General features: G+C 51.3%; 16 protein-coding genes. 12 read left to right on the top strand and 4 right to left on the bottom strand.

Annotated features, from left to right (window positions below; translation table 11 throughout):
• Positions 1–915 carry a LysR family transcriptional regulator gene (locus FDX19_RS21335; protein WP_137384287.1) on the bottom strand — a complete coding sequence of 305 codons (915 nt, stop codon included), beginning with the start codon at positions 913–915 and terminating at the stop codon, positions 1–3.
• Positions 916–1,017: 102 nt separating this feature from the next.
• On the opposite strand from FDX19_RS21335, the gene FDX19_RS21330 reads away from it, so the two are divergent.
• Positions 1,018–1,932 carry a DMT family transporter gene (locus tag FDX19_RS21330; protein WP_137384286.1) on the top strand — a complete coding sequence of 305 codons (915 nt, stop codon included), beginning with the start codon at positions 1,018–1,020 and terminating at the stop codon, positions 1,930–1,932.
• A 13-nt stretch (positions 1,933–1,945) separates the two neighbouring features.
• Here FDX19_RS21330 and FDX19_RS21325 read toward each other — a convergent pair whose 3' ends face one another.
• Positions 1,946–2,743 (bottom strand): SDR family NAD(P)-dependent oxidoreductase, encoded by a 798-nt coding sequence (locus FDX19_RS21325; protein WP_137384285.1) that lies wholly within the window; start codon positions 2,741–2,743, stop codon positions 1,946–1,948.
• Positions 2,744–3,014: 271 nt separating this feature from the next.
• Positions 3,015–4,700, bottom strand: a complete 1,686-nt coding sequence (locus tag FDX19_RS21320) for an aspartate:alanine antiporter (RefSeq protein WP_040233921.1) — start codon at positions 4,698–4,700, stop codon at positions 3,015–3,017.
• A 269-nt stretch (positions 4,701–4,969) separates the two neighbouring features.
• On the opposite strand from FDX19_RS21320, the gene FDX19_RS21315 reads away from it, so the two are divergent.
• The gene (locus FDX19_RS21315; RefSeq protein WP_040233923.1) at positions 4,970–5,350 is read left to right on the top strand and encodes an inner membrane protein YbjM; all 381 of its coding nucleotides are present in this window, start codon (positions 4,970–4,972) and stop codon (positions 5,348–5,350) included.
• Between the two features lie 34 nt (positions 5,351–5,384).
• Here the strand turns inward: FDX19_RS21315 and FDX19_RS21310 are convergent, their stop codons facing one another.
• Positions 5,385–5,648, bottom strand: coding sequence for a GrxA family glutaredoxin (locus tag FDX19_RS21310; protein WP_005123606.1), 264 nt, complete (start codon positions 5,646–5,648; stop codon positions 5,385–5,387).
• 192 nt (positions 5,649–5,840) lie between these two features.
• Between FDX19_RS21310 and FDX19_RS21305 the strand changes: the two genes are divergently transcribed.
• The 10 genes from FDX19_RS21305 (at position 5,841) to rlmC (ending at position 14,829) form a co-directional block, all read left to right on the top strand.
• Complete coding sequence (locus FDX19_RS21305; RefSeq protein WP_137384284.1) at positions 5,841–6,131, top strand: DUF1418 family protein; 291 nt, start codon at positions 5,841–5,843, stop codon at positions 6,129–6,131.
• Complete coding sequence (gene nfsA, locus FDX19_RS21300) at positions 6,115–6,837, top strand: nitroreductase NfsA (RefSeq protein WP_137384283.1); 723 nt, start codon at positions 6,115–6,117, stop codon at positions 6,835–6,837. The genes FDX19_RS21305 and nfsA overlap by 17 nt, the downstream gene beginning before the upstream one ends.
• 59 nt (positions 6,838–6,896) lie before the next feature.
• A complete protein-coding gene (gene rimK / locus FDX19_RS21295; protein ID WP_005123604.1) occupies positions 6,897–7,799 on the top strand; it encodes a 30S ribosomal protein S6--L-glutamate ligase in 903 nt (300 codons plus the stop codon).
• A 90-nt stretch (positions 7,800–7,889) separates the two neighbouring features.
• The gene (locus FDX19_RS21290) at positions 7,890–8,366 is read left to right on the top strand and encodes a YbjN domain-containing protein (RefSeq protein WP_137384282.1); all 477 of its coding nucleotides are present in this window, start codon (positions 7,890–7,892) and stop codon (positions 8,364–8,366) included.
• Between the two features lie 430 nt (positions 8,367–8,796).
• Positions 8,797–9,909, top strand: a complete 1,113-nt coding sequence (gene potF / locus FDX19_RS21285) for a spermidine/putrescine ABC transporter substrate-binding protein PotF (protein WP_137384281.1) — start codon at positions 8,797–8,799, stop codon at positions 9,907–9,909.
• A gap of 139 nt (positions 9,910–10,048) precedes the next feature.
• Entirely contained in the window at positions 10,049–11,182 is a 1,134-nt protein-coding gene (gene potG / locus FDX19_RS21280; protein WP_061067606.1) for a putrescine ABC transporter ATP-binding subunit PotG, read from the top strand.
• A 9-nt stretch (positions 11,183–11,191) separates the two neighbouring features.
• Positions 11,192–12,145, top strand: coding sequence for a putrescine ABC transporter permease PotH (gene potH, locus FDX19_RS21275; RefSeq protein WP_005123598.1), 954 nt, complete (start codon positions 11,192–11,194; stop codon positions 12,143–12,145).
• A complete protein-coding gene (gene potI, locus FDX19_RS21270; protein WP_048212155.1) occupies positions 12,142–12,987 on the top strand; it encodes a putrescine ABC transporter permease PotI in 846 nt (281 codons plus the stop codon). Before potH ends, potI begins: the two co-directional genes overlap by 4 nt.
• 59 nt (positions 12,988–13,046) lie before the next feature.
• Positions 13,047–13,535 carry a YbjO family protein gene (locus tag FDX19_RS21265; RefSeq protein ID WP_137384280.1) on the top strand — a complete coding sequence of 163 codons (489 nt, stop codon included), beginning with the start codon at positions 13,047–13,049 and terminating at the stop codon, positions 13,533–13,535.
• A gap of 166 nt (positions 13,536–13,701) precedes the next feature.
• Positions 13,702–14,829 carry a 23S rRNA (uracil(747)-C(5))-methyltransferase RlmC gene (rlmC, locus tag FDX19_RS21260; protein ID WP_137384279.1) on the top strand — a complete coding sequence of 376 codons (1,128 nt, stop codon included), beginning with the start codon at positions 13,702–13,704 and terminating at the stop codon, positions 14,827–14,829.
• The last annotated feature ends 119 nt before the right edge of the window (positions 14,830–14,948 follow it).

Below are 14,948 nucleotides of genomic sequence, written 5' to 3'. Positions count from 1 at the left end.
TTAAAATGGCTTGTCGAGGCGGGAAATCGCCTGACGTAAAAAGTCGATGACTTTCATCGCCTCTGTTGTCAGCGGTTGAGCCGCTGTTTTTACCGTCCCGACGTCCATCCAGGTAATAAAATCATCAATTGTTCTGTGCATGACGCGCAGGCCATCCAGCGACCACGGGCGATAAACCAGATCAGATAAAATGGTTATTCCTCTGCCTTTAGCGACCAGGCTTCTTATTGCCTCAAAAGAGTTGCTGCGAAAACAGATATTGGGCGTATAGCCACGCTGCTGCCAGTAATCGATGATCACGTCAGGGTATTTATCGGTTTCCAGCAGTAAAAACGGCTGCTTTACGACATCAGTAAGGTGGATCGAGGGCTGACTCTGGAGCGGATGTCCAACAGACGTCCACAGGCGGCGTTGTGAACGAATGAACGTTTCGATTTCCAGATCGGTGTCGTGGCTGATATTTGAGGTCAGGAGCAGGCAAAAATCGACCTTTTTTTCCCGTAGTGCCTGTACCAGTTCCGGTGCAGTAGCTTCATAAAATACGATCTCCAGCAGTGGGAAACGTCGTTCAATATCGTTGAGTATATCCGGAATAAGATAGGCAGAGAGCGTTTCGGCAATGCCTATACGCACTGTACCGGTGAGAATTTCGCTCCGGTCATGCAGGGCGTCAACAGCCGAGCGGCTGCTGTTGATGATGCAGCAGGCATGTGCCAGAAAGCGCTCGCCCTCGGCGGTGAGCTTCACGCCTTTGGGGTAACGTACAAATAGCTGCACGTCTAATGCTTCTTCCAGATTCCGCATGGCAATGGTCATTGATGACTGAGAAATATGGCAGCGCGCAGCAGCTTTGGAAATTTGTAATGTTTCTGCAAGTGCGATGTAAAACTCAAGTTGCCTTAGCGTGAATTTCATAGTTTTAATCTATGCACATGGATGAAAACGTTATATTAGCATTCATTCTGACACCGCCGTAGCCTTGTGGTCATACCGTACACCTGACAATAAGGCGCATATATGCCCTATCTTTTACTCAGTCTGGCTGCCTGTTTTTGGGGGGGGAACTATGTAGTCGGCCATATATTGGTTGCCGACGTTAATCCCATCATTTTATCAGCAGCACGCTGGATATTTACCGCATTGCTATTGATGGCGCTTTATTTCCGACAGATCGCCGTGCAGTGGCCAGCGATGAGAAAATCCTTTGGTACTATCGTGTTCCTCGCGCTTTGTGGTCAGGTTCTTTTCCCCTTAACGTTGTATATCGGTCTGCAATATACAACGTCGCTCAATGCGGCGATTTATATGTCCACCACACCGGCTCTCGTCCTGTTAATCAATAAGTTCTTTTTTAGAGAGCGGATCTTTGCGCGTAATATTGCTGGCGTGATCCTCAGTACCGTTGGCGTTATCTGGTTGGTAGCGCAGGGTGATGTGATGCATGCGCGGATGTTTGAACACCTGAATCAGGGCGATTTCTGGACGATGGGGTCAGCGCTGAGTTGGGCGGTCTATTGCGCTTTTTTACGCATTAAACCGGTTGAGGTAAAGGGAAACGCCTTTGTCGCTGTGAGCGCGCTGTTAGGTGCGATTGTACTTATTCCGGTACTGGCTCTGGCGTTGATACGCAATGGTATGCCGGGCTGGAATAGCTATGCAAATACAGGCGTTATTACTGGGCTGGCATACCTTATTATCTTTCCTTCCTGGCTGTCATATCTGTTATGGAACAAAGGGATTAGCGCCATTGGCGCAACGCGCGGAGAGATCTATTCACACTTGATTCCACTGAGTGGCGGATTATTTAGCGTGATGTTTTTGCACGTCACTCTGCATTCATACCATCTGGTCAGCGCGTTGGTTATTATGTGCGGTATAGCATTGTGTTCCCGCCCGAGCGCAAAAAAAGGTTCGCTGCAGCGCACGGCGTGAAAGAGCGGGTAAATTAGCTTACGGTTGCGCCCCCGGTAATATTTACCACCGTAGCGGTCATTGCTCCGGCATGGTCTGAAGCCAGAAAGGCTGTAACCTCAGCGATTTGTGCAAGCGTAGGCAGGCGTCCGATCATGGTGCTTTGTGCTGCACCGCCTAACCATTGTTCGACAGTTAAACCCATTGACTGCGCTTTAGCGGTGAAAATCTCCCCGGTATAGGAACCGGCCGCTACCGCGTCCACAATCGCATGCGAGCGCACGCCGACGACGCGAACATTTGCCGGTCCCAGTTCGCTGGCGAGTGCTTTAATAAAAGCCTCTGTTCCCGCACAGCCGACGATATGCCCCAAATGCCCAGGCATCACCATCGGGGCCGCGGGCGCGACAACGGTGAGAATGACGCCCGCTCGATTGCCGCCCATGTGCGGCGTTACGGCTTTTGCGATATTGAACTGCGCCGAAAGGAAAGGGGTGATACCGCTCATAAACTCAGAGAGGGATAATGCGTCGATGCGTTTGCCTTGTTCATGCATAAAGCCGGTCGCGTTAACCACCACATCAATTCCACCGATTTGCTGTACCAGGCGGGTAACTTGTGTTGAGGTGTCGTGCTCGTCGAGCACATCGGTGATAAACGTATCGACAGTACCCCCCGCCATTCGCAGGCGACTGGCCACCCAATCAAGCTTTTCCTGACCGCGCGCGCCCAGGTACACATGGGCACCTTCGCGCGCCATGGCCTGCGCAACCGCGCTACCAATAGCGCCGCTGCCGCCGAAGATCACCGCAACCTTTCCAGCAAGCAACATAGTAAACTCCCGTCATCTTTAAGCACCGATTAAAAAGTATGCGCCATAACCGGCGTGCTGCAAATTTTGGGAGGAATTGCGTGGGAGAAAGGGGGTGATAGCAAATTTCAGGCAACAAAAAACCCATCAACCTTGAACCAAAACGGCGGGGTTGATGGGCTCCACAAATTGGGGACATCAAAGAAAAGCAGTGGCAATAGTTATGACTGACGCCTTTAAGAAAAGTTCTGCTTACCTGCAAAAAATTTTCATTAAAAGCAAAAAAACAGTTCTAACCGATGCCAGGCCAGATGATGACGATGAGTGTCCCCGCCAGCGTCAACAGAACGTTAGCAATCGCGTATGTGCCCGCATAGCCTAAAGCAGGAATATTGCTGCGCGCGGTATCACTGATGATTTCCATTGCTGGCGCACAGGTACGCGCCCCCATCATCGCCCCGAACAGCAGGGCCCGGTTCATGCGCAATACATAAGCCCCAAACAAGAAACAGATGATCACTGGAACCAGGCTGACAATTAGACCCGAAATCAGCATCTGACCACCTACTGCGCCGAGGCCATTACCAATGCCGCTACCTGCGCTTAAACCGACACCAGCCATAAAGACCATCAGGCCAAACTCTTTGACCATGTTCAGCGCACCTTGAGGGATGTAGCCAAACGTTGGATGGTTAGCACGCAGGAAGCCCAGCATAATTCCGGCGAAGAGCAAGCCGGCCGCGTTGCCGATACCGAAGCTGAAGTTACTGAACTGGAAGGTGATCATCCCGATCATCAGGCCAATAATAAAGAACGCGCAGAAAGCCAGCAGATCGGTTACCTGGCTGTGAATTGAAATAAAGCCGATACGATCGGCAATGGTTTTCACACGGCGCGCATCGCCACTGACCTGTAATACATCGCCTTTATTCAGTACGACGTTGTCGTCAATGGGCATCTCGATCTGGCTGCGGATCACGCGGTTCAGGAAGCAGCCATGGTCAGTCAGCTTCAACTGGGCCAGACGACGACCTACTGCATTGTGGTTTTTCACCACAATCTCTTCGGTGACGATACGCATATCGAGCAGATCGCGATCGAACACCTCTTTACCGTTACGGAAGCTGGGGTCGAGGCGAGCATGGGCATCCGGATAGCCCACTAAGGCAATTTCATCGCCCATTTGCAGCACTGCATCACCGTCCGGGTTGGCCAGAATACCGTTGCGGCGGATACGTTCAATATAACAACCGGTCTGGCGGTAGATGCCCAGCTCGCGCAGATTTTTCCCATCAGCCCATGCAACCAGCTCAGGGCCGACACGGTAGGCGCGGATCACCGGCAGATAAACCTTACGGTTGGCGTCAGTGTCCAGCCCGCGCTCACGCGCAATTTGTTGGGCGCTGGTTTGCAGATCCTGATGCTGCAGTTTTGGCAGATAGCGCGCACCCACAATCAGACTGACCAACCCAATTAAATAGGTGAGGGCGTAACCCAGGCTCAGGTTATCAAGGGCGGTGGATAGCTGTGTACCTTCCATTCCTGAATGGCGCAAAGTATCGCCTGCGCCGACCAGAACGGGCGTAGACGTCATTGAACCAGCCAACATGCCTGCCGTCAGGCCGATATCCCAGCCAAATAGCTTACCCAGCCCCAGGGCGATCAGCAGTGCGCTACCGACCATCACCAGTGCAAGCATCAGGTAATTTTTCCCATCGCGAAAAAAAATCGAAAAAAAGTTGGGACCGGCTTCCACCCCGACACAAAAAATAAACAGCATAAAGCCAAGATTTAATGCGTCAGTGTTAATACTAAAGTGCTGCTGACCTAATAATAGGGAGACCACTAAAACGCCAATGGAATTACCGAGTTGGACTGAACCCAGGCGTAATTTACCCAGACACAGGCCCAGAGCCAGGACCACAAATAATAACAGGATGTAATTCCCATTTAACAAATCTGCGACGTTTATATTCACGGAGGCTAACTTCTTGTTTACTAGTAAGCTATTGAAAGAAATGGCAATTTACGCTAATGTTTTTGCCAGAAATTAAGGGGCGACAGCATCGTACACAGCCCCAAATAATGCAGCACGACAATATATGCGGCTAGTTTAATCTCATTACGTATCAACGGCTATAAGAATCGTGTGGGTGTGTTTTTGGCATGGAATGCCGAGTAACTTTATCTGACTGGACGCCTGCGGGCGAAAAGAGTGTTCGATAGAGAGGATGTCAGGAGGAACGATTGAAACATAAGCAAAGTTGGGCGGGTGCGATCTGCTGCTTTGTGCTCTTTATTGTAGTGTGTCTTTCATTGACGCTGAATATGAAAGGCGCATTTAGAGCGGCTGGGCATCCTGAGGTCGGGTTGTTGTTTTTTATACTGCCTGGCGCTGTGGCAAGCTTTTTCTCCCACCGTCGGGAAGTGCTCAAACCCCTTCTTGGTGCAATACTGGCAGCGCCGTGTTGCTTGTTACTGATGCGGTTCGTTTTTATGCCGACGCGTTCGCTGTGGCAAGAGCTGGCATGGCTGTTCAGTGCCGTGTTTTGGTGTGCGCTTGGGGCATTGTGTTTTTTATTTATCAGTAGCTTATTCAACCAGCGTCAGCGGCGGAAAAAAAACTGATGACGCCCTCCAGCGGAGGGCGTAGAAACAGCTATCAGGCGAACAGATTCATATTCTCTTTTGCCCACGCTTCAAAATCCGTGCAGCCGCCGATGTGTTGTTGATCAACGAAAATCTGCGGAACGGTCTCAACTGGCTTACCTACCGTTTTTTCCAGATCGGCTTTCGTAATACCTTCGGCATGGATATCAATGTAGCGGAAGTTAAAATCGTCATGCTCATTGCTTAATTTTTCTGCTAATTCTTTTGCGCGCACGCAATACGGGCACCCTGGGCGACCAAAAATAACGGCAAACATCTCTATCTCCTCGAACTTATCAGGCCGGATGGCGAATGTTGTTATGATGCCGCGATTTGTGACGGATGGAAAGCAGGTTCAGCCTGTTGCTTTGATATCCTTAGTCTATGCCTTCGTTTTTCAAACCGCATTTTTGTTAAACATGGGCCGTCGGAACGTTTTACACTAAGCGCCATTTATCGGGAGGCACCTATGCGCACAGTGGGCGTGTTACCCAAAAGCGTATTGATTATGGAAATCATCGGGATGGTTTTGTTATCGCTGGCGCTGCTGTCGCTTAACGATTATCTCACCTTACCCGCACCGCTGAACGGGCCATTGGCCTGTGTGGTAATGATATTTCTGGGGGTGCTGTTGATGCTTCCCGCGGCGGTGGTATTGATGTTGCGCATTGCGCAGCTGTTGGCACCGCAGCTGATGTCGCGTGCTCCCGACGCTTCTTCCCATTCAGCCAGAGAAAAAAAAGATGACTCCAACCATTGATTTACTTCGCAGCCACCGTTCCATTCGCCATTTCACCGATGAACGTATTTCGGACGCACAGCGTGAGGCGATTATTGCTGCCGCTCAAGGGACATCAAGCTCAAGTTTTTTGCAGTGCACGACGATAATTCGTATTACCGATCAAAATCTGCGTGCGTCCCTGGTGACCTTATCCGGCGGACAAAAGCACGTCGCACAGGCCGCCGAGTTCTGGGTTTTTTGCGCTGATTTTAATCGCCATTTGCAGATTTGCCCCGATGCGCAACTGGGGCTGGCGGAGCAACTGTTGCTTGGCGTGGTTGATACGGCGATGATGGCGCAAAATGCGCTGACAGCGGCGGAATCGCTGGGGCTTGGCGGTGTGTTCATTGGCGGTCTGCGCAACAATATTGAGCCGGTAACGGAATTACTGACGCTGCCGAAGCATGTTTTGCCGCTGTTTGGCCTGTGTCTCGGCTGGCCTGCGGATAACCCGGACATCAAGCCCCGGCTGCCAGCAACACTGGTGGTGCATGAAAACCAGTACCAGCCGCTCGATCAGGATGTTTTGTCGCAATATGATGAACAGCTTGCGCAGTACTATCTGACCCGTGGTAGCAACACGCGTCGCGATACCTGGAGCGATCATATTCGCCGCACCATCATTAAAGAAAGCCGTCCCTTTATCCTGGAATATTTACATAAACAGGGATGGGCGACGCGCTAAAGCGTTTAACCCAGTGTATGATACGCCAGCTTTTACCAGGTCTTTTAGAGAGGTGCAGGGTGAAAATTGCCATTTTGTCCCGGGATGGAACGCTCTATTCTTGCAAACGCCTGCGTGAAGCGGCGATGCAACGCGGTCACCTGGTTGAAGTTATCGATCCTCTTTCTTGTTATATGAACATTAGCCCGGCGGCGTCTTCTATTCATTATAAAGGCCGTCAGCTTCCCCATTTTGACGCGGTCATTCCAAGAATTGGCTCAGCCATTACCTTCTACGGTACGGCGGCATTACGCCAGTTTGAGATGCTGGGTAGCTATCCGCTGAATGAGTCAGTAGCGATTACCCGCGCACGCGATAAGCTGCGCTCGTTACAACTGCTGGCGCGACAGGGTATTGACCTGCCGATTACCGGAATAGCCCACTCGCCGGACGATACCAGCGATATGATTGATATGGTCGGTGGTGCGCCGCTGGTGGTGAAGCTGGTGGAAGGGACTCAAGGGATCGGTGTGGTATTGGCCGAAACGCGCCAGGCCGCAGAGAGCGTAGTGGATGCATTTCGTGGTCTGAATGCCCATATTCTGGTCCAGGAATATATCGAAGAGGCGAAGGGGCGAGATATTCGCTGTTTCGTGGTGGGCGATGAGGTGGTTGCGGCTATTGAGCGGCGGGCTAAAGAGGGCGATTTCCGTTCTAACTTGCATCGCGGCGGAGTTGCTACGATTGCCAATATCACGCTGCAGGAAAGGGACATTGCGCTTAAAGCGGCCCGCACGATGGGGCTTGATGTGGCTGGCGTCGATATCCTGCGTGCAGAACGCGGACCGCTGGTTATGGAGGTCAACGCCTCTCCAGGGCTGGAAGGCGTGGAGAAAACCACAGGGATAGATATTGCTGCGCGAATGATCCAGTGGATCGAGCGTCATGCTACGCCTGAATTTTGTCTTAAAATCGGCGGCTAAACGCAATATCGATAGCGATCGTGGTATGACACGGTCTTTTTGCGTAAGCTGTGCCGGTAATTTTTTCATCAATAGAGGTCGCACATTATTATGACATCACTGGTCGTTCCCACTCTGGATACGTTGCGTCAATGGCTCGACGACCTGGGCGTGAGTTTTTTTGAATGTGATACCTGTCAGGCGCTGCATTTGCCGCACATGCAGAATTTTGACGGCATCTTTGATGCAAAAGTTGATTTGGTCGATAACGTCATTCTGTTTTCCGCAATGGCGGAAGTCAGACCTTCAGCACTGCTGCCGCTGGCCGCCGATCTGTCCGCTATCAATGCCAGCTCGCTGACGGTAAAAGCCTTTCTGGATATGCAGGATGATAATCTGCCAAAGCTGGTGGTTTGCCAGTCTTTATCCGTTATGCCGGGTGTGACGTTTGAACAGTTTGAATGTTTTGTGCGTCAGAGCGAAGAACAGATTTCAATGGTGATCCTTGAAGCCGGGGCACATCAGTTGTTGTTTAATGCCGAAGAAGACGGGCAAAACAGCAATACAGAGGTTCATTTCCTCCACTAATCGTTCCTGATTTTGGGTATCTATAGCGCAGCCGCTGCCAGAGCGGTTGCGTATTTCACGTTTTTATTCTGCATTTAACCTTTTCTTAAAGAATTATTCACTTCGATTCAGTCTCTATCGCTTTACGTCATAGACAAAACCTGCATAAAAAATTGATAAAAGACGTTTTTTTATCTGGGCTATATCCTCGAATCCTGGCTAAAGTTATTCTTGCAAGGCTTGTAAACGTCACCGTTCAATTTGCCCATTATGAGCTATCTGTAGCTGTATGCATGTTGAATGAGTCAGCGGTTATCAGCGAGCAATAGCGGCGGGGAGAGAGACCTCTCTTTCATTGATGCCGCATGAAATAATATGCACGTTTCTTGCATATCATTAGAGTGTGACTTTTTTGTTCGTTTGTTAACGGACTTTCAGAAGGAAAGAGATTATGACTGCCTTAAATAAAAAATGGTTATCAGGCCTGGTTGCAGGTGCTCTGATGGCCGTCTCTGCCGGCACGCTCGCTGCTGAACAAAAAACACTGCATATTTATAACTGGTCTGACTATATTGCTCCGGACACGGTGGCTAATTTTGAGAAAGAGACCGGCATTAAAGTCATTTATGATGTATTTGACTCCAATGAGGTGCTGGAAGGTAAGCTCATGGCAGGCAGCACCGGTTTTGACCTCGTTGTCCCCTCAGCCAGTTTCCTCGAACGGCAACTGACCGCGGGCGTTTTCCAGCCCCTGGATAAGAGCAAACTGCCAGGCTGGAAAAACCTCGACCCTGAACTGCTGAAACTGGTGGGTAAACACGATCCAGACAATAAGTTTGCTATGCCGTATATGTGGGCAACCACCGGTATTGGCTACAACGTGGATAAAGTTAAAGCGGTGCTGGGTGCGGATGCCCCGGTTAACAGCTGGGATTTGATCCTGAAACCGGAGAATCTGGAAAAACTCAAAAGCTGCGGTGTCTCTTTCCTCGATGCGCCTGAAGAAGTGTTTGCTACTGTGCTGAACTATTTGGGTAAAGATCCAAACAGTACTAAAGCGGATGATTACACCGGGCCGGCAACCGATTTGCTGTTGAAACTGCGTCCGAATATCCGTTATTTCCACTCCTCGCAATACATTAACGATCTGGCAAATGGTGATACCTGTGTCGCGATTGGCTGGGCAGGGGATGTATGGCAGGCCGCAAACCGTGCGAAAGAAGCGAAAAATGGCGTCAATATCTCCTTCTCGATTCCAAAAGAGGGGGCGATGGCGTTCTTTGATGTGTTCGCGATGCCTGCAGATGCGAAAAACAAAGACGAAGCCTACCAGTTCCTCAATTACCTGCTGCGCCCTGATGTGATTGCGCATATTTCCGACCACGTGTTCTACGCCAATGCTAATAAAGAAGCGACGGCTCTGGTCAGCCCGGAAGTGCGTGATAACCCAGGTATCTATCCGCCAGCGGACGTGCGCGCCAAACTGTTCACACTGAAAGTGCAGGATCCGAAGATCGATCGTGTACGTACCCGTGCCTGGACGAAGGTGAAAAGCGGGAAATAACCCGATGTTCGGGACGCGACCCGGCTGTGCTTGTGCCTGCCGGGGATGTCGCGATCCCGAACACACAAAACCCGGCAATACGCACCAGTAAGGTGCGTTATTTGCACCGTTTCTTTGTTTTATGCCGGAGAGCACTTGAGTGAATGATGCAACCCCACGCCCACAAGCGAAAATCCGCAAGGCGCTGACCCCGCTGCTTGAAATTCGCAACCTGACGAAGTCATTTGACGGTCAGCATGCCGTCGATGACGTCAATCTCACTATCTACAAAGGCGAAATATTTGCCCTGCTTGGTGCATCCGGTTGTGGTAAATCAACCCTGTTGCGCATGCTGGCGGGGTTTGAGTTGCCAACTACCGGGCAAATCATGCTGGACGGGGTCGATCTGGCGCATGTTCCACCTTATCTGCGCCCAATTAATATGATGTTTCAGTCTTACGCTCTGTTTCCACATATGACGGTGGAACAGAATATTGCCTTTGGACTCAAGCAGGACAAGCTACCGAAAGCGGAAATCGCTAGCCGGGTGAATGAGATGCTCGGACTGGTGCACATGCAGGAGTTCGCCAAACGTAAGCCGCATCAGCTTTCAGGCGGTCAGCGTCAACGCGTGGCGCTGGCCCGGAGCCTGGCTAAACGCCCTAAGCTGTTGTTACTGGATGAACCGATGGGCGCGCTGGATAAAAAACTGCGTGACCGCATGCAACTGGAAGTGGTTGATATTCTTGAGCGTGTGGGGGTGACTTGCGTGATGGTGACGCACGACCAGGAAGAAGCCATGACCATGGCGGGCCGTATAGCCATCATGAACCGCGGAAAATTTGTGCAGATTGGCGAGCCGGAAGAGATCTACGAGCACCCGACCACCCGCTACAGCGCTGAATTTATCGGTTCGGTAAACGTTTTTGAAGGGCTGCTAAAGGAGCGTCAGGAGGACGGTCTGGTGATTGATTCTCCGGGGCTGGTGCATCCGCTAAAAGTGGATGCTGATACTTCCATCGTCGATAACGTACCGGTGTATGTTGCGCTTCGTCCGGAAAAAATCATGCTCTGTGATGCCCCTCCGCCGGATGGCTATAACTTTGCGGTGGGCGAGGTGGTGCATATTGCCTACCTGGGTGATTTGTCTGTGTATCACGTGCGTTTAAAAAGCGGCCAGATGTTGAGTGCCCAGCTGCAAAACGAACATCGCTATCGCAAGGGGCTACCGACCTGGGGTGACGAGGTACGTTTGTGTTGGGATGCGGACAGCTGTGTGGTGTTGACGGTTTAAGGAGTAAAGATGAGTACACTTGAACCTCCGGCACGTGCCGAAAAAGCGAGCCGTTTCACGCTGTATATGTCGCAGTTGCAAATGAAACATGGCCGCAAGTTGGTGATCGCGCTGCCGTATGTGTGGCTGGTTCTCCTGTTTTTATTGCCGTTTCTGATTGTCTTCAAGATAAGCCTGTCAGAAATGGCCCGGGCGATACCGCCGTACACTGACCTTGTGGCATGGGCCGATGGTCAGTTATCTATTACGCTCAATTTAGGTAACTTCCTGCAACTGACGGACGACCCGCTCTATTTCGATGCTTACCTGCAGTCTTTGCAGGTCGCGGGGATTTCGACGATCTGCTGTCTGTTGTTGGGGTACCCACTGGCGTGGGCGGTGGCACACAGTAAGCCTTCTACACGCAATATTTTGCTGTTACTGGTGATCCTGCCTTCCTGGACCTCATTCTTGATTCGCGTCTATGCCTGGATGGGGATCCTGAAAAATAACGGGGTGCTGAACAACTTCCTGATGTGGCTGGGCGTTATCGATCAGCCATTGACGATCCTGCATACCAACCTGGCGGTTTATATCGGTATTGTTTATGCCTATTTGCCCTTTATGGTGCTGCCGATTTATACCGCACTGACGCGCATTGACTATTCGCTGGTGGAAGCTGCGTTGGATTTGGGCGCACGGCCGTTGAAAACCTTTTTTAGCGTGATTGTGCCGTTGACCAAAGGCGGGATTATCGCTGGCTCAATGCTGGTGTTTATCCCGGCGGTAGGGGAATTTGTTATTCCGGAACTGCTTGGGGGGCCGGACAGTATTATGATCGGCCGTGTGCTATGGCAGGAGTTTTTCAATAACCGCGACTGGCCGGTGGCGTCTGCGGTTGCCATCATCATGTTGCTGTTACTGATTGTGCCAATCATGTGGTTCCATAAGTATCAGCAGAAAAGCGTGGGGGAACACGGATGAATAACTTGCCGGTCGTCCGCTCGCCGTGGCGGATCTTTATCCTGGTCGTGGGGTTTACGTTCCTGTACGCCCCCATGCTGATGTTAGTTATCTATTCGTTCAACAGCTCCAAGCTGGTGACGGTGTGGGCGGGGTGGTCAACACGCTGGTACGGTGAACTTTTCCACGATACTGCAATGATGAGTGCCGTCGGCATGAGTTTAACGATTGCTGCCTGTGCTGCGACGATGGCAGCCATTCTGGGTACGATTGCTGCCGTAGTGATGGTGCGCTTCGGTCGTTTTCGTGGTTCGAATGGTTTCGCCTTTATGATCACCGCGCCGTTGGTCATGCCGGATGTCATTACCGGCTTGTCGCTGCTGCTGCTGTTTGTGGCGTTGGCTCACGCCATCGGCTGGCCGGCAGATCGCGGTATGTTGACCATCTGGCTGGCGCACGTCACCTTCTGTACGGCGTACGTAGCGGTGGTGATTTCCTCGCGTTTGCGCGAACTGGATCACTCCATTGAGGAAGCGGCGATGGATCTCGGCGCGACGCCGCTGAAGGTCTTTTTCGTCATTACGCTGCCGATGATTATGCCGGCGGTCATTTCCGGTTGGTTACTGGCCTTTACGCTATCGCTGGATGATTTGGTTATCGCCAGCTTTGTCTCTGGTCCTGGGGCGACAACCTTGCCAATGCTGGTATTCTCCAGCGTACGTATGGGGGTTAACCCGGAGATCAACGCACTGGCGACGCTGATCCTTGGCGTGGTAGGAATTATCGGATTTATCGCGTGGTATCTGATGGCGCGAACAGAAAAACAACGGATACGCGATATCCAACGTGCAAGACGCGGCTGAAAAAACTAAAATCTGCCAATCTGTCTATACGGCGCAGCTGTGGTGGTTGCGCCGTTTTCATGGAAGACGACGCGTTGGGATTTTTTAAGAAATCATCCACATCACATGCTCGCTTAAACGTCCCTGCTTTAGTGCAGGTGGCGGCGCTGGCTATCATCATGATCCGCTGTCTCGATCTGTTGATGATTTTTAATACGCTTGGTTTTCGTGGAACCAGTGAGTTTATTCATCGCAGTGTGCAGACCTGGAATTTGACGCTGGTATTTCTGGGCAGTCTGGTGCTGCTGTTTATCGAAATTTTCTGCGCATTTTCGCTGGTCAAAGGACGGAACTGGGCGCGCTGGATCTATCTGCTGACCCAGATTATCGCTAGCGTCTATCTGTGGGCGGCTTCGTTGGGCTACGGATATCCGGAACTGTTCAGTATTGCAGGGGAGTCCAGACGTGAAATCCTGCATACGCTGGTGATGCAAAAATTGCCGGATATGCTGGTGTTGCTACTGCTGTTTATTCCTGCGTCTAGCAGGCGGTTTTTCCGTTTGCAATAACGCGCATACCCTAAATAATTCGAGTTACAGGAAGGCGGCAAGTGAATGAATCCCCAGGAGCTTACATAAGTAAGTGACTGGGGTGAGTGAGCACAGCCAACACACCTGTAACTTGAAGTATGACGGGTATATAATCTTCGCCCCCTGTTAATTTGTAGGTTTTTGTATGCAGTGCGCACTTTATGACGCCGAACGCTGCCGCTCTTGTCAGTGGATAACGCAGCCCATCGCCGAACAACTCTCTGCAAAAACAGCCGATCTTCAGCATCTGCTGGCCGATTTTTCGGTCGGAGAATGGTGTGCGCCGATCGGTGGTGCGGAAAACGCGTTTCGAAATAAAGCCAAAATGGTGGTCAGCGGCAGCGTGGAAAAACCATTGCTGGGCATGCTGCATCGCGACGGTACACCTGAAGATTTGTGCGATTGTCCGCTGTATCCCGCTTCTTTTGCGCCCGTATTTACCGCGCTAAAGCCGTTTATTGCCCGAGCGGGGCTTACGCCTTACAACGTGGCACGCAAACGGGGTGAGCTTAAATATCTGCTGTTAACGGAAAGCCAGTTTGACGGTGGCATGATGCTGCGTTTTGTTTTACGTTCTGACGCGAAACTGGCACAGCTGCGTACGGCGCTACCGTGGCTGCAGGCACAGTTACCGCAGCTAAAAGTCATTAGCGTCAATATCCAGCCTGTGCATATGGCCATTATGGAAGGGGAGACAGAAATCTTCCTGACCGAACAGCAGGCGCTGGCCGAACGTTTTAACGATGTACCGCTGTGGATCCGTCCACAGAGCTTCTTCCAGACTAACCCGGTCGTGGCAGGACGCTTATATGCCACCGCCCGCGACTGGGTGCGTCAGCTTCCGGTTAATCACATGTGGGATCTGTTTTGCGGTGTGGGAGGGTTTGGTCTGCATTGCGCCACGCCGCAGATGAAACTGACGGGGATTGAAATTGCGCCAGAGGCGATTACCTGCGCGAAACAGTCGGCACAGGAGCTTGGGTTGCAGAATCTGCATTTTCAGGCACTGGATTCAACTCAGTTTGCTACCGCTCAGGGGGAAGTGCCGGACCTGGTGCTGGTGAATCCGCCTCGTCGCGGGATTGGAAAGCCGCTGTGCGATTTTCTTTCTCGTATGGCTCCGCGCTTTATTGTTTATTCCAGCTGTAATGCGCAAACCATGGCGAAGGATATTCGTGAGTTGCCTGGGTATCGCATTGAGCGCGTTCAGCTTTTCGATATGTTCCCGCACACTGCACACTATGAAGTGTTGACGCTGCTCAGCCGACAATAACTGCCATGCCTGATGGCGCATTGCTTATCAGGCCTACGACGAGATGCAGAAATGTAGGCCGGATAAGGTGCTTGCACCGCATCCGGCAAATGCAATATGCGAAAAAAAAGCCCGTACTT

Origin of the sequence: Citrobacter sp. wls619 (assembly GCF_005281345.1) — a bacterium.
Lineage (GTDB): Bacteria > Pseudomonadota > Gammaproteobacteria > Enterobacterales > Enterobacteriaceae > Citrobacter.
This window is presented reverse-complemented; position numbering and strand designations above follow the sequence as displayed.

Excerpts from the sequence above, each read along its gene's own strand:
- FDX19_RS21335 (WP_137384287.1), bottom strand. The coding sequence starts at position 915 with ATGAAATTCACGCTAAGGCAACTTGAGTTTTACATCGCACTTGCAGAA.
- potF (WP_137384281.1), top strand. The coding sequence starts at position 8,797 with ATGACTGCCTTAAATAAAAAATGGTTATCAGGCCTGGTTGCAGGTGCT.
- nfsA (WP_137384283.1), top strand. The coding sequence starts at position 6,115 with ATGACTCCAACCATTGATTTACTTCGCAGCCACCGTTCCATTCGCCAT.
- FDX19_RS21325 (WP_137384285.1), bottom strand. The coding sequence starts at position 2,743 with ATGTTGCTTGCTGGAAAGGTTGCGGTGATCTTCGGCGGCAGCGGCGCT.
- potI (WP_048212155.1), top strand. The coding sequence starts at position 12,142 with ATGAATAACTTGCCGGTCGTCCGCTCGCCGTGGCGGATCTTTATCCTG.
- FDX19_RS21330 (WP_137384286.1), top strand. The coding sequence starts at position 1,018 with ATGCCCTATCTTTTACTCAGTCTGGCTGCCTGTTTTTGGGGGGGGAAC.
- FDX19_RS21265 (WP_137384280.1), top strand. The coding sequence starts at position 13,047 with ATGGAAGACGACGCGTTGGGATTTTTTAAGAAATCATCCACATCACAT.
- FDX19_RS21310 (WP_005123606.1), bottom strand. The coding sequence starts at position 5,648 with ATGTTTGCCGTTATTTTTGGTCGCCCAGGGTGCCCGTATTGCGTGCGC.
- potH (WP_005123598.1), top strand. The coding sequence starts at position 11,192 with ATGAGTACACTTGAACCTCCGGCACGTGCCGAAAAAGCGAGCCGTTTC.
- rlmC (WP_137384279.1), top strand. The coding sequence starts at position 13,702 with ATGCAGTGCGCACTTTATGACGCCGAACGCTGCCGCTCTTGTCAGTGG.
- FDX19_RS21290 (WP_137384282.1), top strand. The coding sequence starts at position 7,890 with ATGACATCACTGGTCGTTCCCACTCTGGATACGTTGCGTCAATGGCTC.
- FDX19_RS21305 (WP_137384284.1), top strand. The coding sequence starts at position 5,841 with ATGCGCACAGTGGGCGTGTTACCCAAAAGCGTATTGATTATGGAAATC.